Below are 19,762 nucleotides of genomic sequence, written 5' to 3' on the forward strand. Positions count from 1 at the left end.
GGACGCCCCCAAATGACCGACTATGTGGTGAAAGACATCTCCCTGGCCGATTTCGGCAACAAGGAGATCGCCATTGCCGAGACCGAAATGCCCGGCCTGATGGCTGTGCGCGCTGAGTTCGGCAAGGCTCAGCCGCTGAAGGGCGCCCGGATCGCCGGCTCCCTGCACATGACCATCCAGACGGCGGTGCTGATCCAGACCCTGGAAGCCCTGGGCGCTGACGTGCGCTGGGCCTCCTGCAATATCTTCTCGACCCAGGACCACGCCGCAGCGGCCATCGCCGCCAACGGCACCCCTGTCTTCGCCATCAAGGGCGAAACCCTGGAAGAATACTGGGACTACGCCCACCGGATCTTCGAATGGTCGGACGGCGGCTACCCCAACCTGATCCTCGATGACGGCGGTGACGCCACCCTGCTCTGCGTCCTGGGCCCCAAGGCCGAGAAGGACCCGTCGGTCCTGTCCAACCCGCAGAACGAGGAAGAAGAAGCCCTCTTCAAGGTGATGAAGCGTTACCTTGCCGAAAAGCCCGGCTTCTACTCTGGCATCCGCGACGCCTGTAAGGGCGTGTCGGAAGAAACCACCACGGGCGTGCACCGCCTCTACCAGATGGCAGAGCGCGGCGAGCTGCCCTTCCCCGCCATCAACGTCAATGACAGCGTGACCAAGTCCAAGTTCGACAACCTCTATGGTTGCCGCGAGAGCCTGGTGGACGCCATCCGTCGCGGCACCGACGTCATGCTCTCGGGCAAGGTCGCCGTGGTCCTGGGCTATGGCGATGTGGGCAAGGGTTCCGCCGCCAGCCTGCGCAATGGCGGCGCCCGGGTCATCGTCACCGAAGTCGACCCGATCTGCGCCCTGCAGGCAGCCATGGAAGGCTATGAAGTCCAGACCATGGAAGACGTGGCCGACAAGGGCGACATCTTTGTCACCGCCACCGGCAACAAGGACGTTCTGACCGTGGACCACATGCGGGCCATGAAGAACAACGCCATCGTCGCCAATATCGGTCACTTCGACAGCGAGATTCAGGTGGCCGGCCTGAAGAACTTCAAGTGGGACAAGATCAAGGATCAGGTCCACCACGTGGAATTCCCGGATGGCAAGAAGATCATCCTGCTGTCCGAAGGCCGTCTGGTGAACCTGGGCAACGCCACGGGTCACCCCAGCTTCGTGATGAGCGCCTCCTTCACCAACCAGACCCTCGCCCAGATGGAGCTGTGGACCAACGGCGCCAGCTACGAGACCAAGGTCTACACCCTGCCCAAGCATCTCGATGAAAAGGTCGCCATGCTTCACCTGGCCAAGCTGGGCGCCAAGCTGACCCAGCTGTCCAAGGACCAGGCCGACTATATCGGCGTGCCGGAAGCCGGTCCGTTCAAGCCGGATCACTATCGCTACTAGGATTACCCGCCTCTCCAGCGGTGAAGGGGGCGCAGCCCATGCGCCCCCTTTTTCTTGCCTGCAGGGTCAGGTTTCCACGGCATCCATGGCCGCTGACACTCGCCGCATGCGCAGCCAGGCGCCCACGGCATAGACTGACGCCCCGCCCCAGATGAAGACGAAGGACAGGGCGCGTAGGGGCGTAAAGGCCTCGCCCTCCGCCACGCCGATGGCGAAGCCAATGGTCGGACCAATGAACTGCAGGAAGCCGATGGTCGACAGGGGAATGCGCCGCGCCGCCCAGGAGAAGAGGACCAGGGGGATCGCGGTGATCGGTCCCGCCGCCAGCAGCCAGAGGGTGCTGACCGTGTTCAGGCCGAAGTGGGCGCCGCCGGTCGTTGGCAGCCACAGGGCGTAGATCAATCCGGGAACGGCCAGGATCAGACACTCGATGAAGAGACCGGTCTGGGCGTCGGCGGCGATCTGCTTGCGGACAATGCCATAGGCGCCGAAGGATACGGCCAGGATCAGCGAGACCCAGGGCAGGTGGCCCACAGCAATGCCCTGCACCGCCACCCCTATGGCCGCCAGCACCATGGCGGCTGTCGACACCCTGTCCAGGCGCTCGCGGAAGAACACCACCCCTGCCGCCATGTTCAGCAGGGGCGTCAGGTAATAGCCAAGGCTGGTCTCCAGCACCCGGCCGGAATTCACCGCCCAGACATAGAGGGCCCAGTTTGAACCGATCAGCATGGCCGACAGGAAGAGGCCAGCCAGCAGGCGGGGATTGCGGAACACCGCCAGGGCCTGGGGCCCCTGTCCGGCCATGAGGACAAACAGCAGGGCGGTCGGCGCCCCCCAGAGGGAGCGATGGGCCAGGATCTCCCAGGACCCCATGCCCAGCCGGCCCATGGCCTGGAAGACCAGGGGCACGAAGCCCCAGATCAGATAACAGAGGACCCCGGCGACAAGCGGTGTTGCAGGCCTGGTCATCCCTGTAACATCCGACAGCCCGCCTTAGGTCAGGGCGGCCTGACGGATCAGGCCCCGTTCGTGAAGCAGCTGGGCGATCTGGACCGCGTTCAGGGCCGCGCCCTTGCGGAGGTTGTCCGCCACTACCCACATGTTCAGGCCATATTCGACCGTGGTGTCATTGCGGATGCGGCTGATGAAGACCGGGAATTCGCCCTGGGCTTCCTTGGGGGTGATGTAGCCCTTGTCGTTGCGCTGATCGACGACGATGATCCCGGGGCTCTCGCGCAGCAGGTCGCGGGCCTCTTCCTCGTCCAGGGGCTCCCAGAATTCCACATTCACCGCTTCAGAGTGGCCGACCATGACCGGCACCCGCACGCAGGTGACGGTGAGCTTGATCTCCGGATCGATCATCTTGTGGGTTTCATTCCACATCTTGGCTTCCTCGTCGGTATAGCCGTCGTCCTCGAAGGCGCCGATGAAGGGGATGACGTTGAAGGCGATCTGCTTGGGGAACTTCTTGGGCTCAGGGGCGCCCAGGACGAAGATGCCCTTGGTCTGGTCCCAGAGCTCGTCCATGCCTTCCTTGCCGGCGCCAGACACCGACTGATAGGTCGAAACGACAACGCGCTTGATCCGGGCCCGGTCGTGCAGGGGCTTGAGCGCCACCACCAGCTGGGCGGTGGAGCAGTTGGGATTGGCGATGATGTTCTTGCGGTCCGCCCATTCCACATCGTCCGGATTCACTTCCGGCACGATCAGCGGCACGTCCGGATCCATGCGGAAGGCCGAGGAATTGTCGATGACGATGGGACCGGCCTCGCCGATCTTCGGCGACCATATCTTGGAAAAACTGCCCGAGACGCTCATCAGCACCAGGTCCACGGTCGAGAAATCGAACTGCTCGATGTCCTGGCACTTGATGATCTTCTCGCCGAAGGAGACCTCGACGCCGATGGACTTGCGGCTGGCGATGGCGTGAATCCTGTCTACGGGGAACTCGAGTTCCTCAAGGATGTTCAACATTTCGCGGCCCACATTACCCGTGGCCCCAACGACGGCGACGCGATAGCCCATCGTGGTCTCTCCCGATTTAAAAGGAGCGTCCGTCTACGCCGGGGGGGCGCCAAATGCAATCTCGGGGGTTCAAGCCTCGCCCGCCATGCGCAGGATTTCAGCCCAGGCTAGGGGGCTGACCGGGGAAACCGACAGCCGCGACTGCCTCAGCATGGCCATGTCCGCCAGGGCGGGATTGGCCTTCATCTGCACCAGGGATACGGGCCGGGGCAGGGGACGGACTGGCGTCAGCTCCACAGCCACAAATCGTCCCGCAGCGTCGGAGGGATCGGGGAAGGCGGTTCTGGCCACCTCAGCAACCCCCACCACCGCAAGGCCTTCCTGCGAGTGATAGAAGAAGACCTGATCGCCGACCTGCATGGCCTTCAGATGCAGGGCCGCAGCATTGTTGCGCACGCCATCCCAGACCGTGCGACCGTCCCGCACCAGATCCTCGAAGCTGTATGTGCCCGGTTCTGACTTCACCAGCCAGCAAGGCCTTGCATCCGTCATGGCGCCCTCCCAAGTCATCGAAGGATGATACCATGACGGCAGTCGGGTCGAAGTCGGGAAAGGTCGGGTTAACCCGAATTCGCCCATGCCTGTCCGGCGGACATGAAACCTGCGCCGTATGTGCCGCTGAAGGAGACGTGATGATCTGTTCGCGCCGCACCCTGCTCGCCGCCGGTCTTTCCCTGGCCGCGCCCTCCGCCCTCGCCGCCGGTCCAGCCAGCGGGAGACTGGCCTTCGCCGTCTATCGCAATGAGGTAAAGGTCGGCGAGCACCTGATGGTGTTCACGGGCGATCCCTCAGCACCGGTGGTGACGACCGATGTCTCCATGCAGGTGAGGCTGGGACCGGTCCCGGTCTATCGCTACACCCACCATGCCGTCGAACGCTGGACGGGCGGGCGGTTCGCCAGCCTCGACACCAGCACCAATTCCAACGGCAAGCGGGAAAAGGTCACCGCCCGGCGATCGGCGGACGGCCTGACCATCGAAACCCTCAAGGGCCCCGTCGCTGCCCCGTCGTCGGCCGCGCCCTTCACCCACTGGAATTCCGAAGTCTTCGGCAAGCCCCTGTTCAATCCCCAGGAAGGCAAGATGCTGAAGGTATCCGCCAGCCGGAAGGGCGCCTCGCAGATTGCCCTGGCCAATGGCCGCAAGATTGACGCCCAGCTGTGGGCGATCCGGGGCGAGACCGAGATTGACGACTGGTATGATGCTTCAGGCGTCTGGGCTGGCCTCAAGGGCCGGGTCCAGGACGGCTCGATGATCGAGTATCGCAGGCTCTAGGCTGCGGTCTTTTCCAGGGCGGCCAGGACGGCGTCGCCCATCTGAACGGTAGAGAGCATGCCCCCCAGATCGCGGGTGCGGGCCCCGTCCTCGAGGGCGCGGATGACCGCCGCCTTCAGGTGATCAGCCGCCGCCGTTTCGTCCAGGGACCAGCGCAGGGCCATTTCGAAGGACAGAATGGCGGCCAGGGGATTGGCCACGCCCTGGCCGGCGATATCCGGCGCCGAACCATGGATCGGCTCGTAGAGGCCGGGCTTGCCCGCCACGCCCAGGGCTGCGGAGGGCAGCATGCCCAGGGACCCGGTCAGCTGGGCCGCAGCATCGGACAGGATGTCGCCGAACAGGTTGTCTGTGACCATGACGTCGAACTGTTTGGGCGCCTTGACGATCTGCATGGCGGCGTTGTCGGCCAGGATATGCTCCAGCTGGACGTCGGCATATTCCCGCTTGTGCAGGTCGGTAACGACCTCACGCCACAGCAGGCCTGAGTCCATCACATTGGACTTTTCGGCCGAGTGGACCTTGTTGCGACGACCCCGGGCCAGTTCGAAGGCGACCCTGGCCACCCGCTCGATCTCGGCGGTGGTGTAGACCTGGGTGTCCACGGCGCGGCGACCGCCGCCAGGCAGGTCCTCGATGAAGCGCGGACTGCCGAAATAGATGCCGCCGGTCAGTTCCCGGACGATCATGAAGTCCAGGCCCTCCACCAGCTCGCGCTTGAGGCTGGAGGCGTCAGCCAGGGGCTGGAAGCAAAGGGCGGGACGCAGGTTGGCGAAGACCTCCATGCCGGCCCGAAGGTTCAGCAGGCCGGCTTCCGGCCGCTTGTCCCGGGGGGAGCCAGCCCATTGCGGGCCGCCGACAGCCCCCATCAGGGCGGCGCGGGAGGCCTTTGCAGCCTCGAGGGCTTCGTCGGTCAGGGGCACGCCATGGGCGTCATAGCTGCAGCCGCCGAACAGGCGCTCGTCCAGCTTGAGGTGCGGGGTCAGGCTCTGCGCCACCCGGCGGACCTGGGCGGTGACTTCGGGGCCAATCCCGTCGCCGGGCAGGAGAAGAAGGTCGGTCATGCGCGTTCCAGCCAGGGTTGGTCCAGGGCCCGCCTGGACTCATAGACATCGATGTCGGCGGCGGAGGTCAGGGTTTCGCCAATGGCGTCCAGACCCTTGAGCATCTTGGTCCGGCGCTGGGCGTCGATTTCGAAGGTAAAGGTCTTGCCGGAGGGCGAGGTCACGGTCTGGGTCTCCAGATCGATGCTGACCATGTGGTTGCCACCCTTGGCCTCGTCCATGAGGACCGAGACCTCCTCGGCCTTCAGAACTACCGGCAGCAGGCCGTTCTGGAAGCAGTTGTTGTAGAAGATGTCGGCGAAGCTGGTGGAGATCACACAGCTGACGCCGAAGTCCAGCAGGGCCCAGGGGGCATGCTCACGGGACGATCCGCAACCGAAGTTATCCCCGGCCACCAGAACGCCGGCGCCCTTGTATTCCGGGCGATTGAGGACGAAGTCGGGCTTCTCCCTGCCTTCCGGATCGAACCGGAAGTCATAGAACAGACCCTTGGACAGACCCTCCCGCTCCACCGTCTTGAGGAACTGTTTGGGGATGATCTGGTCGGTGTCGATATTGGCGATCTGCAGGGGTGCAGCGCGGGCGTCGAGGCGGGTGAAGGCTTTCATTGACTGTCCTCTGCCAGCGCTCTTGCGCCCTGGCTGATCATGAGGGTCGGAACGCCGCCAGGGCCGTCGCGAACCGTAAAGACATGGGTTCCGGGCTTTCGACCGGTGCGAATCTCGGAAACGTTGAAGCCTTCTGCGGCCAGCCGGGCCTGGGCAGCGGCGGCGTCTGCGACCCGCCAGGCCAGACCACCGAATTCATCAGGCTTGTCCGAGGGGGCCGCCTTCAGGCTTGCGCCGAATTCCACCACTGCGTCTCCGGCCCGGAAGAACAGCTGACGCACGCCCCAGCCTTCATTGGCGCGATCCAGCCGAAGGTCCAGGCCGAGCTTGGCGCCATAAACGCCCAGGGCGCGGTCCACATTGGCGGTATGCACCACCACATGATCCAGCCCTGCAATCGCGCCCTCGCCGGTTGCTGGCGAAATCCGCACCGACACCTGCGGCTTCATGAAGATCTGGAGCCCTCCAGTGTCCCGGGGCTCAAGACTTAGAGCCTGAGCGGGCGGCGCCAGGATTTCGCCGCCAATGCCCAGTCGCGACAGACGGGCCTGGCAGGCCTCCAGATCCGGCGTCGCAAACGCCAGGGACCAGAGCCCTTCCCCCTTGGCGTCCAGCTGGGTACGCACCCGGTCTCCGGCGCCGCCAGCGCCATCCGGGGCCATCAGCTCAAGGGCCATGTTGGGAAAACGGAACCAGGCCCGGGCAGCGCCATTGTCATCCTGCCGATCCGGCTCGACGCCCAGCAGGCGGGTATAGAGGGCCTGTGCTGCGTCAATATCGCGAACCGCAATGGCGACGTGATCAAGCGCCGTGATCATCGCAGATAGTCCCGGACGTCGACAATATGGCCGGCGACCGCGGCAGCCGCGGCCATGGCCGGGCTCATCAGGTGGGTGCGCCCGCCCCGGCCCTGCCGGCCCTCGAAATTGCGGTTTGAGGTGGAGGCGCAGCGCTCGCCGGGCGCCAGGCGGTCCGGGTTCATGCCCAGGCACATGGAGCAGCCCGGCTCGCGCCAGTCAAAGCCGGCGGCGATGAAGATGGCGTCCAGGCCTTCTTCCTCGGCCTGGGCCTTCACCAGACCAGATCCAGGGACGACCATGGCGCGGACGTGGGACGCGACCTTGCGACCCACGACTATGGTTGCGGCGGACCGGAGATCCTCGATCCGGCTGTTGGTGCAGGAGCCGATGAACACCACATCGACCTTCGCCTCGGTGATCGGCTGGCCGGCGGTCAGGCCCATATAGTCCAGGGCCCGTTCCACTGCGGTCTTCTTGTCGGCGGTGGTGAACTGGTCGGGGCTGGGGGCGACGCCGGTCACAGCCACCACATCCTCGGGGCTGGTGCCCCAGGTGACCAGGGGCGCAATGTCGGCGGCGTTGAGGACAACCTCCCGGTCGAACACGGCGTCATCATCGGTGACCAGGGTCTTCCAGTAGCTGAGCGCCATGTCCCAGGCGCCGGCCTTGGGGGCGGCGGCGCGACCCATGAGATAGGCGAAGGTGGTTTCGTCGGGCGCCACAAGTCCGGCCCGGGCGCCGCCTTCGATGGTCAGATTGCAGAGGGTCATGCGGCCTTCCATGGAAAGCGCGCGAACCGCCTCGCCGGCATATTCGATCACATAGCCTGTACCGCCGGCTGTCCCGATCTCGCCGATCACCGCCAGGGCGAAGTCCTTGGCGCCAACGCCGGGCGCCGGGGTCCCGTTGATGGTCACCCGCATGTTCTTCGCCTTCTTGGCGCGGAGGGTCTGGGTGGCGAGGACGTGTTCGACCTCGGAGGTGCCGATGCCATGGGCCAGGGCCCCGAAAGCGCCGTGGGTCGAGGTGTGGCTGTCGCCGCAGACAATGGTCATGCCCGGCTGGGTCCGGCCCTGTTCGGGCCCCACCACATGGACAATGCCATTGCGGATGTCGCCCATGGGGAAGAACTCGATCCCGTAATCCTTGACGTTGCGTTCCAGGGTCTGGAGCTGCAGACGGGCCTCTTCATCGGCCACGGCGCCGACGCCTTTGGCCTGTCCCTCGGTCGGGATGTTGTGGTCCGCCACCGCCAGGGTGCGGTCCGGTCGCCGGACCGGGCGCTTCTCTGCTCGCAGGCCTGCAAAAGCCTGGGGGGTGGTGACCTCATGGATCAGATGCAGGTCGATATAGAGAATGGCCTCGCCGTCCTGTTCGGCGACGAGGTGCGCATCCCAGATCTTGTCATAAAGGGTCTTGCCGGACATGGGCGGCATCTAGTGCGGGATGTGTGGGGCTGTGAAGTCGCTTTCCGCCCTAATCCATATGTCTGGCCCAGATTTTCGCCAGAATCACGCGGCCATCGGGGCTTCAGTCCCGAGACAACCCTGGCCGATCAGGGTCGCTTTGAGGGCGACATCCAGCGGTGTGTGAGGTTCTGATCCCAAGGTTCCGACAAGCTTGCTGTTGTCCAGCCGCACCTCCTTTTCCCAGAGATAGCGCATTTCCAGCATTTCCCGGACCATCTCCACAAAGGGGGCGGCGAGGGAAAAGGCGAACCAGGGCAGGTTGCGACGGGCCAGCTTGCGGCCAGCGACCCGGTCCAGGGCCTCCGCCAGTTCCAGGCCGGTGACCTGGTGGCCACCATGGTTGAAAACCGCCGCTGAGGGCAGGGCCGCCTCCATCGCGATGAGGCCGACAATGCTCCGGGCGAAGTCGGGCAGATAGGCCCAGGTGTGTGCAACATCCAGCGGGCCTGGGACCGTGATGGCCTTGAGGGGCTTGCCCTTGGCCACCCAGCCCTCGGTCAGCCAGGACGACCCGCTGGCCGGCCCGAAGAAATCCCCGGCGCGGACTACCAGACTGCGGACGCCTTCCGAGGATGCATCTGCCAACCGCTTTTCCAGGGTTACGCGAATGGCGCCCTTCCTTGTCCTTGGATTTTGCGGAGAGGTTTCGGAGACAAGGGGCCAGGCATCCGGACCGTAATTGTAGACATTACCCGGCAGGACGATGCGGGCTCCGCTCGCCTTGGCTGCGGCTATGCAGGACTCCATCATGCCGGGCTGGAACCTGGCCCAGTTGGCGTAGCCTGGGGGATTTGCGCCCTGGAAGATGACCTTGGCGCCCTGGGCGGCTGCCAGAATGTCACCGGGATTCATGGCGTCGCCCGTGATCCATTCCACACCACGAAGATCAGGTCGATCAGGCCGGTTTGGGGACCGGTTCAGGCCACGGACATGCCAGCCCTCCGCCAGCAGGGCTGCGGCGACAGCGCCGCCTATGGATCCGGTGGCGCCGATGACGAGGGCGATGGGCCTTGTGGACATGTCGTGTTCCTTTCCTTTCGAACGCCGGTGACTATCCGCCAAACTCCTGATCTGCGTAATTGCGCTTTGATGTGGCTCTGATATGCATATTCGTATGAGCACAGAACCTGCCTGGGACCTCTATCAGAGCCTGCACGCCGTCCTCCAGACCGGCAGCTTCTCCGCAGCCGCCCGGGCCAGGGGCCTGACCCAACCGACCCTTGGACGTCACATTGAGTCCCTGGAACAAAGCCTGGGAGCGCCCCTTTTCCTGCGCAGCTCCCGGGGGCTGACCCCGACCGATCTGGCCGAGACCCTGCGGCCTCACCTGGATGAAATGGCCGCCGCTGCTGGCGCGGCCCTGCGCGACGCTTCTGGCGCAGCCGATGGTGAGCGCGGCGTGGTCCGGGTGGCGGTCAGCGAATTCATGGGGGTGGAGGTCCTGCCGCCCATCCTCTCCAGCTTCCACGAAAAGCACCCGGATATCGTCATCGAGATGGTCCTGTCCGACAAGACCGAGGACCTCTCCCGTCGGGATGCCGACATCGCCGTGCGCATGATCCGCCCCACCCAGGGCGCCCTTGTGGCGCGGAAGATCGGCGCCATTCGCCTAGGCTTCTATGCGTCGGAGAGCTATGTGGCGCGACACGGGGTTCCGGCCGGGTTCGATGACCTGCGGAACGGCCACACCCTGATCGGCTATGACCGCGAGCGCATTGATCTGGAAGCCCTGCGCCATGTGGACTTCGGCGGCATCGACATTACCCGCAACACCTTCCAGGTCCGGACCGACAACAATGTGGCCCAGGTGGCTTCAGTCCGTGCTGGCCTGGGCATTGGCGCGGTGCAGAACACCCTGGCCCGACGCTGGGGTCTGGTGCCTGTCATGCCCAACGCCTTCCACTTCGAACTGGAGGTCTGGGTGGCCATGCATGAGAACCTCAAGGGCTCCCGGCGCATGCGTCTGATGTTCGATCATCTGGCCGAGGGCCTGGCCGTCTTCCTTGCGGAAGAGAAGAAGGCCTAGCCTCCGGCCTGGGCCACAACGTCCAGAAGATAGCGGCCGTAGGCCGTCTTGCCGAATACTTCCCCGCGGGCCTTCAACTGGTCACGGGTGATGAAGCCGTTGTGGAAGGCGATTTCCTCCAGGCAGGCCACCTGGACCCCCTGACGCTTCTGGACGGCGCGGACAAACTCGGAGGCTTCGATCAGGCTCTCATGGGTGCCGGTGTCGAGCCAGGCATAGCCCCGGGAAAGCTGCTCCACATAGAGCTCGCCCATTTCCATATAGGCGCGGTTGAGATCGGTGATCTCGTATTCGCCCCGGGCCGACGGCTTGACCTTCTTGGCCAGCTCCACGACCCGGTTGTCGTAGAAATAGAGACCTGTAACGGCTTGCCGGGACTTGGGCGCCTGGGGCTTTTCCTCAAGGCTGATGGCGCGACCGTCACTGTCCAGTTCGACGACGCCGTAGGCTTCGGGCGTATCCACCTGATAGGAAAAGACGGTGGCGCCCTTTTCCCGCTTCACCGCCCGGGCCAGCAGGGCCGACATGCCGGCGCCGAAGAAGATGTTGTCGCCCAGGACCAGGGCGGCCCGATCGTCACCGATGAAGTCTTCTCCCAGGACGAAGGCCTGGGCCAGGCCATCGGGGCTGGGCTGTATCTTGTACTGGATTTCCAGGCCCAGATCTTCGCCAGTGCCGAACAGGCGGCGGTAGTTGTCGATATATTCCGGCGACGAGATCAGCAGGATCTCCCGGATGCCGGCCAGCATCAGCACCGACATGGGATAATAGATCATCGGCTTGTCATAGATCGGCAGCAGCTGCTTGTTCACCGCCAGGGTGGCCGGGTGCAGCCGGGTGCCGGATCCACCGGCGAGGATGATGCCCTTCATGTCCGTTCCTGTTTCGCGGGTTGGGCCAGGAGGGCCGTGACCACGTCACTGACAGCTTCCTGCCAGGGACGGAGTTTGAGTCCGAAGTCGCGCGTCAGCCTGGCCGTGTCCAGTCGTGAATTACCCGGACGTCTTGCAGGGGTGGGGTAGTCGCTGCTGGGAATGGCCTTCAGGACGGGGACCTTGCGCCCCGCGGCCTCAGCCTGACCGAAGACGGCGGCGGCAAGATCATGCCAGCTGGCTTCCCCCGAATTGACCAGATGATAGGTTCCGTAGGGAGGTTCTGCGGCTTCCAGGCGGTGCAGGGCAGACTTCAGGGCTGCAGCTATGTCGTCCGCACTGGTCGGGCAGCCGATCTGGTCATTGACCACCGAAACCTCGTCCCGGGTTTCCGCCAGGCGCAGCATGGTCTTGATGAAGTTATTGCCGTCGGGGCTGACCACCCAGGCGGTCCGCAGGATCAGGTGTCGGGGGTTCCCCGCCGCGACCGCCAGTTCGCCTGCGGCCTTTGAGGCCCCATAGACCCCCAGGGGTCCGATCGGGTCGCTCTCGACATAATATGTGGTCTTGGTTCCGGCGAAAACGAAATCCGTGGACAGGTGCAGGATGGGAATGCCCGCCCGCGCCGCCGCTGCAGCCAGGGCCGCAGGGCCCCGGGCGTTCACCGCCCATGCGGTCTCGATATCGGTTTCGGCCCGGTCGACGGCCGTATGGGCCCCCGAGCTGATCACCGCCCGCCAGGGTCGGCTGGCGACCAAGGCCTCGATGGCGGACGGATCGGACAGGTCCAGTTGATCCCGGCCAGGGGCCTGGATCCGGAAGCCTTCCCCCGACAGCCGGCGCAGGGCCGCGCCGACCTGTCCCGTTCCGCCGGTCAGCAGAATGGGGAGATCATTTTCAGGTTTCGGGGCGACTGAGCTCACAGAGCCTCCTGGCGCACGATGACCGTGATGGGCGGGGACGCCAAACAGAAACGGCGGCCCTTGTGGAAAGGGTCGCCGCTACTTGATCGGAGAGATCTTACCGATGGCCTCAGCCTTCGGTGGTTTCCTTGGGCGCCTGGTTCATCTGGCGCTCGGCGATGCGCGCGGACTTTCCGCGGCGGTCGCGCAGGTAATAGAGCTTGGCGCGACGGACGACGCCGCGACGCTTCACTTCGATGGATTCGATCATCGGCGAGAAGATCGGGAAGACCCGCTCTACGCCTTCACCGAAGGAAATCTTGCGGACGGTGAAGCTCTCATTGATGCCGGCGCCCTGACGGGCGATGCAGACACCTTCGTAGGCCTGAACGCGCTCGCGCTCGCCTTCCTTGATCTTCACATTGACGCGGACGGTGTCGCCCGGCTGAAATTCCGGCGTCGACCGGGCAGCGCCCAAACGGTCGGCTTCTTCCTTTTCCAGGGTCTGGATCAGGTTCATGACTTCATTCCTTGTCTTCCGGGCTTAATCGCCCTTTGCCTGTTGATTGGCGAGATGCTGCGCCCACAAGTCCGGACGCCGCTCCCGCGTGGTTTGTTCCCTCTGCGCCTGCCGCCACTTGCCCACCTGGGCATGATGGCCGCTGAGCAGCACGTCGGGGATATCCAGGCCTTCAAAGTTCCGCGGTCGCGTGTACTGCGGATGCTCCAGAAGCCCGTCCTCGAAACTCTCTTCACTGAGGCTCTGCGCCGCGCCGAGAACTCCGGGCACCAGCCTTACGCACGCTTCGATCACCACCATGGACGCCGCCTCGCCACCGGCGAGCACCGCGTCTCCGACGGAGACCTCCTCGAACCCCCGGGCGTCGAGCACCCGTTGATCCACCCCCTCGAACCGACCTGCCAGGACAATCAGTCCTGGCCCTTCGGCCCAGGTCTTTACCCGCGCCTGGGTCAGGGGCCGACCCCGGGCGCTCATATACAAAAGCGGCCGCCCCCGAAGCTCAACGCTGTCCAGCGCTGCTGCGATGACGTCCGCCCGCATGACCTGTCCGGGACCGCCACCCGCAGGGGTGTCGTCGAGGAAGCCGCGCTTATCTGTGGAAAACTGCCGAATGTCCAGTGTTTCCAGACTCCAGAGTCCGGCTTCCTTCCAGGCGGTTCCGATCAGGGAAACCCCCAGCGGACCCGGAAAGGCCTCGGGAAACATGGTCAGGACTGTGGCGTCAAAGGACATGGCGAGGGGCTAATGACCCAAGATGGCTGGCATTAGAAGACTTCTTATCAGAGGCGCGACCTTGCGGGCGCCTGAAGTTGGGCCTAATTCCACCCCTTCCGCAGTGCAGCATCGATTGAGATCGTCCATGGACACCCCTGAAGACCTCACCGAGACCCTGGCCCTTGAACGCCTGGAAGTGAACCTTTTCAGGGGCGTTTCGCCTGATGACGGCCCGGGCCGTATCTTTGGCGGACAGGTGATCGGACAGTCCCTGCTGGCGGCCTATGAGACGGTCGAGGACCGGATCTGCCATTCCCTGCACTGCTATTTCATCCGTCCGGGCGATCCCCGGGTGCCGATCATCTTCGAGGTCGACCGGTCAAGGGACGGCGGGTCCTTCACCACCCGGCGGGTGGTCGCCATCCAGCACGGCCAGCAGATCTTCAACCTCGCCGCCTCGTTCCAGGTGGCCGAAGAGGGCTTCGAGCACCAGTCCGACATGCCCGATGTTCCAGGCCCGGACGATCTGGCCGATGAGGTTGAGGCCATGAAGGCCATGGTCGCCAAAATGCCGGAGGAGGCCCGCAAGTGGGCGACCCGCCCTCGGCCCATCGAAATGCGTCCTGTGGACGGCACGAGCTTCTTTGATGGCAAGCCGCCTGAGGCGCGCAAGCCCGAGAGCCAGACCTGGATGCGCGCCAAGGCGCCGATCGGCAACGACCAGCACATGCACCAGGTGCTGCTGGCCTATGCGTCAGACATGGGCCTTCTGGCCACGGCCATGCGCCCCCACCGGGTCCACTGGCAGACCAAGGGCTTCCAGTCCGCCAGCCTCGATCACGCCATGTGGTTCCACAAGCCGATCAATTTCAATGACTGGCACCTCTATACGCACGACAGCCCCAGCGCCTCGGGCGGCCGCGGCTTCATTCGTGGATCTGTCTATACGCAGTCAGGGGAACTGGTCGCCAGCGTGGCCCAGGAAGGCCTGATCCGGATGCGCAAGCCCACCTGAGGCGCGCGCGGTCGGGTGGCTATTCGACTTCGTCAGGTTTGACGGCGATGATCCGGCCTTCGGAGATGATCACTTCCGGAACAGCCTCCCGGGTGAAGGGCAGCCACCAGCTGGCGCCCTTGGCCGGCTGGATTTCCAGAAGGTCGCCGGCGCCAAAGTCCTGGACAGCCTTGACCCTGCCGATGGCCTCGCCCTCGGGGGACTCGACCTTCAGGCCGATCAGGTCGGCCAGGTAGAACTCGTCTTCGTCTGGATCAGGAAGATCGTCCCTGCGCACATGCAGGGTCAGGCCGCGCAGGGCCTCGGCCTGGTCCCGGGTGTCGACACCCTTTGCGCGGGCTATGACGGCGCCCTTTACCGGACGGACACTGGTCAGTGAGAGGCCGCTGGAACCGTCCTCACGCAGCAGGTCCCGATAGCGGCCAATGGCCGTCGGGTCCTCGGTGAAGGTCGTTATTCGGATTTCACCCTTCACGCCGAAAGCTCCGGCGACACGGGCGACGAGAAGGAGGCGGTCAGCCATGGGTCAACCGCCTCCTGCAGTACGTCTTAGGCTTCCGACTCAGCGGCGGCTTCCGCGGTCGGCTCTTCCGGCGCAGCTTCAGCAGCGGCCTCGACCGGGGCTTCGACAGCGGCTTCAGGCTCGGCGACCGGTTCCGGGGTGGGCTCAGGCGCCGGTGCGGCGGCGGCTTCAGCAGCGGCGGCGGCGGCGTCAGCTTCCTTCTGGGCGCGTTCTTCAGCGCGTTCCTTGGCCTTCTTGCCGGGGACGCCCTTCTTCAGGTTCTGGCCGTGGACCCAGGTCATGACGCCAGCGACGGCGAGGAAGCGGGCGACACGGTCGGTGGGCTGGGCGCCCTTGGAGAGCCAGCCCTGGATTTCTTCCAGCTTCAGGGTCACCCGGTTCGGATCATCCTTCTTCAGCAGGGGATTATAGGTCCCCACCTTTTCGATGAAGCGGCCATCGCGGGGCGAATGGCTGTCAGCAACGACGATCGAATAATAGGGGCGCTTCTTGGCGCCGCCACGGGCGAGACGAATCTTGAGCATATTAAGTCCTTGTAGTGTCTAGGATTTCTTGAAGGGGTTAAATCCGGGTGGGAGGTTTCCCAGTCCCGGGAGATTGGGGGGCGAGCCGCCGCCAAGACCGGGCAGGTTCAACCCGCCGGCCATCTTGCCGAGCTCTTCCAGTTGCGAGGCGTCAGGGGTCGGCAGCTTGCCGCCGCCCAGGGATTTCAGGCGGTCCATACCGCCAGCGCCGCCGGGACCGCCCAGCATGCTGGCCATGCGGGCCATGCCCTTGCCGCCGTCACGACTCATCATCTTGAAGGCGTCGGCCATCTGGCGATGCTGCTTGAGCAACCGGTTGACGTCAGCCACGTCCACCCCGGCGCCAGCGGCGATCCGGCGCTTGCGGGAGGCGGCCAGAATGTCCGGCTTCTTGCGTTCCAGCTTGGTCATGGACGAGATGATGGCCGACTGTCGGTCCAGCACCTTGTCCGAGATATTGGCCTCGGCGATCTGCTTCTTGATCTTCTGCACGCCAGGCAGGAAGCCCATCATGCCTTCCATGCCGCCCATGCGCTTCATCTGGGCGAACTGGTCGGCCATCATGTCCAGGTCGAACTGACCCTTGGCCAGCTTCTTGGCCATGGCCTCGGCCTTGGCCACGTCCAGGTCCTGGCTGGCCTTTTCCACCAGGGCGATGATGTCGCCCTGACCGAGGATACGGCCCGCCACCCGGGAGGCGTCGAAGACGTCCAGGCCGTCGATCTTTTCAGAGACGCCCAGGAACTTGATCGGCAGGCCGGTGACCGCCCGCATGGACAGGGCCGCGCCGCCGCGGCCGTCGCCGTCAGCCCGGGTCAGGACCAGGCCAGTGAGGGGCAGGCGTTCGTGGAAAGCCGTGGCCGTGCGCACCGCGTCCTGACCTGTCAGGCTGTCGGCCACCAGCAGGGTTTCCGAGGGCGTGGCGATCTTCGCGATCTCGGCGGCCTCGGCCATCATGGCTTCGTCGAGGGTGGTCCGACCGGCCGTGTCGAGGATCAGTATGTCATAGCCCTGGAGCTTCGCCGCCGACATGGCCCGTCGGGCGATGTCAGGCGCCGACTGGCCTGCAACGATGGGCAAGCTGTCCACCTGGGCCAGCTGGGCCAGGGTCGCCAGCTGCTCCATGGCGGCCGGACGGCGGGTGTCCAGGGAGGCCAGAAGGACCTTCTTGCGTTCCCGCGACAGCCTCAGGGCCAGCTTGCCGGCCGTCGTGGTCTTACCCGAGCCCTGCAGACCGGCCATCATGATGACGGTGGGCGGGTTCAGGCTGATGTTCAGGGGTTCGGCGGTCTCGCCGCCCAGCATTTCAACCAGGCCGTCATAGGTGATCTTGACCACCTGATCGGCGGGGCGGACCGAGCGGATCACTTCCTCGCCGGCGGCCCGTTCCTTGGCCCTGGCGATGAACTGCCGCACCACCGGAAGGGCGACGTCGGCCTCGAGCAGGGCGAGGCGGACTTCCTTCAGGGCTTCATCAATGTCCTTTTCCGACAGCACCCCGCGACCGGACAACCGGTCGAAGACGGAGGACAGTTTATCGGTCAGGGCGTCGAACAAGTGGGCCTCATCAGTGTGGCCCAAACGCAATCGACCCCCGTGGACGATCACGTCGACGGGGGGCCTCGCCGTCCTCGTCCTGCCATGAGACGGCAGGGGTCGTGACGGTGGAGGGCGCGATTGCTTTGCGCCGGAAGGGGCGGTCCATGCACGAAACCCGCCGGAAGGTCAAGGATTTGCAGACTCGCCGGCCGGCTACAGGCATTGACTGCAGCCGGCCGGCGGCCCGGAACCCGCCTAGGACGTGGGGAAGCCCTTGTCCCGCAGATAGGCCTTCACGTCCGGATCGCGACCGCGGAAGGCCCGGTACTGGTCAGCCGGATCCACGGTGTTTCCCCGGCTCATGATCTTGTCATGCAGGCGCTTGGCCACCGCCTTGTCATAGGGACCTCCCGCCTCGGTGAAGGCCTCGAAGGCGTCATGATCCAGCACCTCTGACCAGAGATAGCTGTAATAGCCGGCTGAATAGCTGTCGCTGGCGAAGATGTGCTGGAACTGGGGAGTCCGGTGCCGCATGGGCAGTTCCGACGGCATGCCCAGCTTGGCCAGCTCGTCCTTTTCAAAGGCGCGGGGATCAATGTCGGCGTCGCCCGCCAGGTGCAGCTTCATGTCGATGAGGGCGGAGGCCAGGAATTCCGTGACCTCAAAGCCCTTGCGGAAGGTGTGGGCCTTTTCGATCTTGGCGACCAGGTCCTTGGGTATCGCCTTGCCGGTTTTGTAGTGCAGGGCGAACTGGTTCAGGACCTCCGGGGTCGCAAGCCACTTCTCGTTCACCTGGCTGGGGAACTCCACATAGTCGCGCGAGACATTGGTGCCGGAAAGCGTCGGGTAGACCACGCTGGAATTCAGGCCGTGCAGGGCGTGGCCGAACTCGTGGAACATGGTGGTGGCGTCATCCCATGACACCAGGACCGGCTCGCCAGGCGCCGCCTCCACGAAGTTGGAATTGTTCGAGACAATGGTCGTGACCACGCCATTGAAGGTGCTCTGCTCCCGATAGGCGTTCATCCAGGCGCCGGACCGTTTGCCCGACCGGGCATAGGGGTCGAAGTACCAGAGGCCGCGGTGCTTGCCGTCCGCGCTGCGGACTTCCCAGATCTTGATGTCCGGATGGGCCACGGGCAGGCCGGTCACCGGGTGGAAGGTCAGGCCATAGAGCTGACCGGCGGCCCAGTGCATGCCCTCGCGAAGCTTGTCGAGTTGGAGGTATTCCTTCACCTCGTTCATATCGAGGTCGTACTTCGCCGTCCGGACCTTTTCGGCATAATAGCGATAGTCCCAGGGCGCGATCTTGACGCCGGCCTTTTCGCTGTCGGCGATGGCCTGCATTTCCGCCACTTCCTCGCGGACCCGGGCAATGGCTGAAGGCCAGACCCGCATCATCAGGTCCATGGTGTTTTCAGGCGTCTTGGCCATGGCGTCGGCCACCCGCCAGTGAGCGTGGGTGGGGAAGCCCAGAAGCTTTGCGCGCTCGGCCCGCAACTTGAGGATCTTCCTTATGACCCCATTATTATCCTTGGCGTCATTGTTGTCGCCGCGGCTGTAATAGGTCCGCCAGACCTTCTCGCGCAGGTCGCGCTTGTCGGAATAGGTCAGGAAGGGGTCCATGGAAGAGCGGGTGTTGAGCACGGCCCACTGACCCTTCTTGCCCCTCTGTTCAGCCGCCGAGGCCATGGCGGCCTTCACGTCGGCGGGCAGGCCGGCCAGGTCAGATTCCGAGGTCAGGAACAGGACGTAGTCGGTTTCATCCGCCAGGAGGTTCTGGCTGAAGGTGGTGAAATAGCCGGCCAGTTCCTGGTTGATCTCTGCGACCCGGGCCTTGTCCTTCGTCGACAGGTTGGCGCCCGCCCGGGTGAACCGGTTCCAGTATACCCAGACCAGCCTTTGCTGCTCGGGGGTCAGGGACGCGCGCGCCGCATAGATCGCATTGATCCGGGCGAACAGTTCAGGGTTCTGGACGATCTTGTCATAGTGAGCCGCCAGCAGGGGCTCTACGGTGGTTTCCACCTGCTGGACTTCCGGGGTCGAGAGGGTGCTGCTCCAGATCCCGTAAAAGGTCCCGACCCGGAGACTGGTCTGGCCCGATTTTTCCAGGGCGACGATGGTGTTTTCGAAGGTCGGCTTGGCCTTGTTGCCGGCAATGGCGGAAATCTCGGCCAGTTCCGCGGCCATGGCCTGCTTCAGGGCCGGGACGAAGTCAGACACCTTGACCTTGTCAAAGGCCGGGACCCCGCCGAATGGGCCGGTCCAGGGCTGGGTCATGGGGATTGTCGCCGCCAGGGCGCCCTTGGGCAGGGCCGAGGTGGCGGCGAGGGCGGCGGATGCCGCCAGGAAGCTGCGCCTTTGCATGGAAACTCCAAACTGATCCGGGTTGCGGCGGTAGGCCGCGATTGACGACAGACTAGCGGGGCTTTTCGCCGCCGTCACATGTCCGAAAATTCATTTTCGGCGTGGTCGGG

20 protein-coding genes are annotated in these 19,762 nt (G+C 64.6%); 4 read left to right on the plus strand and 16 right to left on the minus strand.

Annotated features, from left to right (window positions below):
* Positions 1 to 12: 12 nt before the first annotated feature.
* On the plus strand, positions 13 to 1,404 hold the full coding sequence (locus CFE28_01810; protein OYU68838.1) for an adenosylhomocysteinase: 1,392 nt from the start codon (positions 13 to 15) through the stop codon (positions 1,402 to 1,404).
* A 66-nt stretch (positions 1,405 to 1,470) separates the two neighbouring features.
* Here CFE28_01810 and rarD read toward each other — a convergent pair whose 3' ends face one another.
* The 3 genes from rarD to CFE28_01825 form a co-directional block, all read right to left on the minus strand.
* Positions 1,471 to 2,376, minus strand: a complete 906-nt coding sequence (gene rarD / locus CFE28_01815; GenBank protein ID OYU68839.1) for a protein RarD — start codon at positions 2,374 to 2,376, stop codon at positions 1,471 to 1,473.
* A gap of 24 nt (positions 2,377 to 2,400) precedes the next feature.
* Positions 2,401 to 3,432 carry an aspartate-semialdehyde dehydrogenase gene (locus CFE28_01820; GenBank protein OYU68840.1) on the minus strand — a complete coding sequence of 344 codons (1,032 nt, stop codon included), beginning with the start codon at positions 3,430 to 3,432 and terminating at the stop codon, positions 2,401 to 2,403.
* Positions 3,433 to 3,501: 69 nt separating this feature from the next.
* Positions 3,502 to 3,942: a ubiquinol-cytochrome C reductase gene (locus tag CFE28_01825; GenBank protein ID OYU68841.1), complete on the minus strand. Its 441-nt coding sequence runs from the start codon at positions 3,940 to 3,942 to the stop codon at positions 3,502 to 3,504.
* Positions 3,943 to 4,064: 122 nt separating this feature from the next.
* Between CFE28_01825 and CFE28_01830 the strand changes: the two genes are divergently transcribed.
* Complete coding sequence (locus tag CFE28_01830; protein ID OYU68842.1) at positions 4,065 to 4,706, plus strand: hypothetical protein; 642 nt, start codon at positions 4,065 to 4,067, stop codon at positions 4,704 to 4,706.
* On the opposite strand, the gene leuB is transcribed toward CFE28_01830, so the two are convergent.
* From leuB to CFE28_01855, 5 genes are all read right to left on the minus strand, one after another.
* Positions 4,703 to 5,770: a 3-isopropylmalate dehydrogenase gene (gene leuB / locus CFE28_01835; GenBank protein OYU68843.1), complete on the minus strand. Its 1,068-nt coding sequence runs from the start codon at positions 5,768 to 5,770 to the stop codon at positions 4,703 to 4,705. The two genes, CFE28_01830 and leuB, sit on opposite strands and share 4 nt — an antisense overlap.
* Positions 5,767 to 6,378 carry a 3-isopropylmalate dehydratase small subunit gene (leuD, locus tag CFE28_01840; GenBank protein ID OYU68844.1) on the minus strand — a complete coding sequence of 204 codons (612 nt, stop codon included), beginning with the start codon at positions 6,376 to 6,378 and terminating at the stop codon, positions 5,767 to 5,769. The genes leuB and leuD overlap by 4 nt, the downstream gene beginning before the upstream one ends.
* A complete protein-coding gene (locus CFE28_01845; GenBank protein OYU68845.1) occupies positions 6,375 to 7,196 on the minus strand; it encodes a glyoxalase in 822 nt (273 codons plus the stop codon). The genes leuD and CFE28_01845 overlap by 4 nt, the downstream gene beginning before the upstream one ends.
* Positions 7,193 to 8,605 carry a 3-isopropylmalate dehydratase large subunit gene (leuC, locus tag CFE28_01850; GenBank protein OYU71508.1) on the minus strand — a complete coding sequence of 471 codons (1,413 nt, stop codon included), beginning with the start codon at positions 8,603 to 8,605 and terminating at the stop codon, positions 7,193 to 7,195. Before leuC ends, CFE28_01845 begins: the two co-directional genes overlap by 4 nt.
* 84 nt (positions 8,606 to 8,689) lie before the next feature.
* Entirely contained in the window at positions 8,690 to 9,667 is a 978-nt protein-coding gene (locus tag CFE28_01855) for a hypothetical protein (GenBank protein ID OYU68846.1), read from the minus strand.
* Positions 9,668 to 9,761: 94 nt separating this feature from the next.
* On the opposite strand from CFE28_01855, the gene CFE28_01860 reads away from it, so the two are divergent.
* Positions 9,762 to 10,673 carry a LysR family transcriptional regulator gene (locus CFE28_01860; protein ID OYU68847.1) on the plus strand — a complete coding sequence of 304 codons (912 nt, stop codon included), beginning with the start codon at positions 9,762 to 9,764 and terminating at the stop codon, positions 10,671 to 10,673.
* On the opposite strand, the gene rfbA is transcribed toward CFE28_01860, so the two are convergent.
* The 4 genes from rfbA to CFE28_01880 all read right to left on the minus strand — a co-directional run bounded on the left by rfbA (position 10,670) and on the right by CFE28_01880 (position 13,702).
* The gene (gene rfbA / locus CFE28_01865) at positions 10,670 to 11,545 is read right to left on the minus strand and encodes a glucose-1-phosphate thymidylyltransferase (GenBank protein ID OYU68848.1); all 876 of its coding nucleotides are present in this window, start codon (positions 11,543 to 11,545) and stop codon (positions 10,670 to 10,672) included. The two genes, CFE28_01860 and rfbA, sit on opposite strands and share 4 nt — an antisense overlap.
* The gene (rfbD, locus tag CFE28_01870) at positions 11,542 to 12,468 is read right to left on the minus strand and encodes a dTDP-4-dehydrorhamnose reductase (protein ID OYU68849.1); all 927 of its coding nucleotides are present in this window, start codon (positions 12,466 to 12,468) and stop codon (positions 11,542 to 11,544) included. The genes rfbA and rfbD overlap by 4 nt, the downstream gene beginning before the upstream one ends.
* 109 nt (positions 12,469 to 12,577) lie before the next feature.
* Positions 12,578 to 12,967, minus strand: coding sequence for a 50S ribosomal protein L19 (locus CFE28_01875; GenBank protein OYU68850.1), 390 nt, complete (start codon positions 12,965 to 12,967; stop codon positions 12,578 to 12,580).
* A 24-nt stretch (positions 12,968 to 12,991) separates the two neighbouring features.
* On the minus strand, positions 12,992 to 13,702 hold the full coding sequence (locus CFE28_01880; protein OYU68851.1) for a tRNA (guanosine(37)-N1)-methyltransferase TrmD: 711 nt from the start codon (positions 13,700 to 13,702) through the stop codon (positions 12,992 to 12,994).
* A 127-nt stretch (positions 13,703 to 13,829) separates the two neighbouring features.
* Between CFE28_01880 and tesB the strand changes: the two genes are divergently transcribed.
* Complete coding sequence (tesB, locus tag CFE28_01885; protein ID OYU68852.1) at positions 13,830 to 14,699, plus strand: acyl-CoA thioesterase II; 870 nt, start codon at positions 13,830 to 13,832, stop codon at positions 14,697 to 14,699.
* A 19-nt stretch (positions 14,700 to 14,718) separates the two neighbouring features.
* On the opposite strand, the gene rimM is transcribed toward tesB, so the two are convergent.
* The 4 genes from rimM to CFE28_01905 all read right to left on the minus strand — a co-directional run bounded on the left by rimM (position 14,719) and on the right by CFE28_01905 (position 19,652).
* Positions 14,719 to 15,222 (minus strand): 16S rRNA processing protein RimM, encoded by a 504-nt coding sequence (gene rimM, locus CFE28_01890; GenBank protein ID OYU68853.1) that lies wholly within the window; start codon positions 15,220 to 15,222, stop codon positions 14,719 to 14,721.
* Positions 15,223 to 15,248: 26 nt separating this feature from the next.
* Positions 15,249 to 15,746, minus strand: coding sequence for a 30S ribosomal protein S16 (locus CFE28_01895; GenBank protein OYU68854.1), 498 nt, complete (start codon positions 15,744 to 15,746; stop codon positions 15,249 to 15,251).
* Between the two features lie 18 nt (positions 15,747 to 15,764).
* Positions 15,765 to 17,303 carry a signal recognition particle protein gene (locus tag CFE28_01900; GenBank protein ID OYU68855.1) on the minus strand — a complete coding sequence of 513 codons (1,539 nt, stop codon included), beginning with the start codon at positions 17,301 to 17,303 and terminating at the stop codon, positions 15,765 to 15,767.
* A gap of 237 nt (positions 17,304 to 17,540) precedes the next feature.
* Positions 17,541 to 19,652, minus strand: coding sequence for a peptidase M3 (locus tag CFE28_01905; protein OYU68856.1), 2,112 nt, complete (start codon positions 19,650 to 19,652; stop codon positions 17,541 to 17,543).
* Between the last annotated feature and the right edge of the window lie 110 nt (positions 19,653 to 19,762).

The organism is Alphaproteobacteria bacterium PA2 (assembly GCA_002256425.1).
In the GTDB taxonomy this organism is placed as follows: domain Bacteria; phylum Pseudomonadota; class Alphaproteobacteria; order Caulobacterales; family Caulobacteraceae; genus Phenylobacterium.

Coding starts and splice junctions, on each gene's coding strand:
- CFE28_01810 (OYU68838.1), top strand. CDS start 13: ATGACCGACTATGTGGTGAAAGACATCTCCCTGGCCGATTTCGGCAAC.
- rarD (OYU68839.1), bottom strand. CDS start 2,376: ATGACCAGGCCTGCAACACCGCTTGTCGCCGGGGTCCTCTGTTATCTG.
- CFE28_01820 (OYU68840.1), bottom strand. CDS start 3,432: ATGGGCTATCGCGTCGCCGTCGTTGGGGCCACGGGTAATGTGGGCCGC.
- CFE28_01825 (OYU68841.1), bottom strand. CDS start 3,942: ATGACTTGGGAGGGCGCCATGACGGATGCAAGGCCTTGCTGGCTGGTG.
- CFE28_01830 (OYU68842.1), top strand. CDS start 4,065: ATGATCTGTTCGCGCCGCACCCTGCTCGCCGCCGGTCTTTCCCTGGCC.
- leuB (OYU68843.1), bottom strand. CDS start 5,770: ATGACCGACCTTCTTCTCCTGCCCGGCGACGGGATTGGCCCCGAAGTC.
- leuD (OYU68844.1), bottom strand. CDS start 6,378: ATGAAAGCCTTCACCCGCCTCGACGCCCGCGCTGCACCCCTGCAGATC.
- CFE28_01845 (OYU68845.1), bottom strand. CDS start 7,196: ATGATCACGGCGCTTGATCACGTCGCCATTGCGGTTCGCGATATTGAC.
- leuC (OYU71508.1), bottom strand. CDS start 8,605: ATGTCCGGCAAGACCCTTTATGACAAGATCTGGGATGCGCACCTCGTC.
- CFE28_01855 (OYU68846.1), bottom strand. CDS start 9,667: ATGTCCACAAGGCCCATCGCCCTCGTCATCGGCGCCACCGGATCCATA.
- CFE28_01860 (OYU68847.1), top strand. CDS start 9,762: ATGAGCACAGAACCTGCCTGGGACCTCTATCAGAGCCTGCACGCCGTC.
- rfbA (OYU68848.1), bottom strand. CDS start 11,545: ATGAAGGGCATCATCCTCGCCGGTGGATCCGGCACCCGGCTGCACCCG.
- CFE28_01875 (OYU68850.1), bottom strand. CDS start 12,967: ATGAACCTGATCCAGACCCTGGAAAAGGAAGAAGCCGACCGTTTGGGC.
- CFE28_01880 (OYU68851.1), bottom strand. CDS start 13,702: ATGTCCTTTGACGCCACAGTCCTGACCATGTTTCCCGAGGCCTTTCCG.
- tesB (OYU68852.1), top strand. CDS start 13,830: ATGGACACCCCTGAAGACCTCACCGAGACCCTGGCCCTTGAACGCCTG.
- rimM (OYU68853.1), bottom strand. CDS start 15,222: ATGGCTGACCGCCTCCTTCTCGTCGCCCGTGTCGCCGGAGCTTTCGGC.
- CFE28_01895 (OYU68854.1), bottom strand. CDS start 15,746: ATGCTCAAGATTCGTCTCGCCCGTGGCGGCGCCAAGAAGCGCCCCTAT.
- CFE28_01905 (OYU68856.1), bottom strand. CDS start 19,652: ATGCAAAGGCGCAGCTTCCTGGCGGCATCCGCCGCCCTCGCCGCCACC.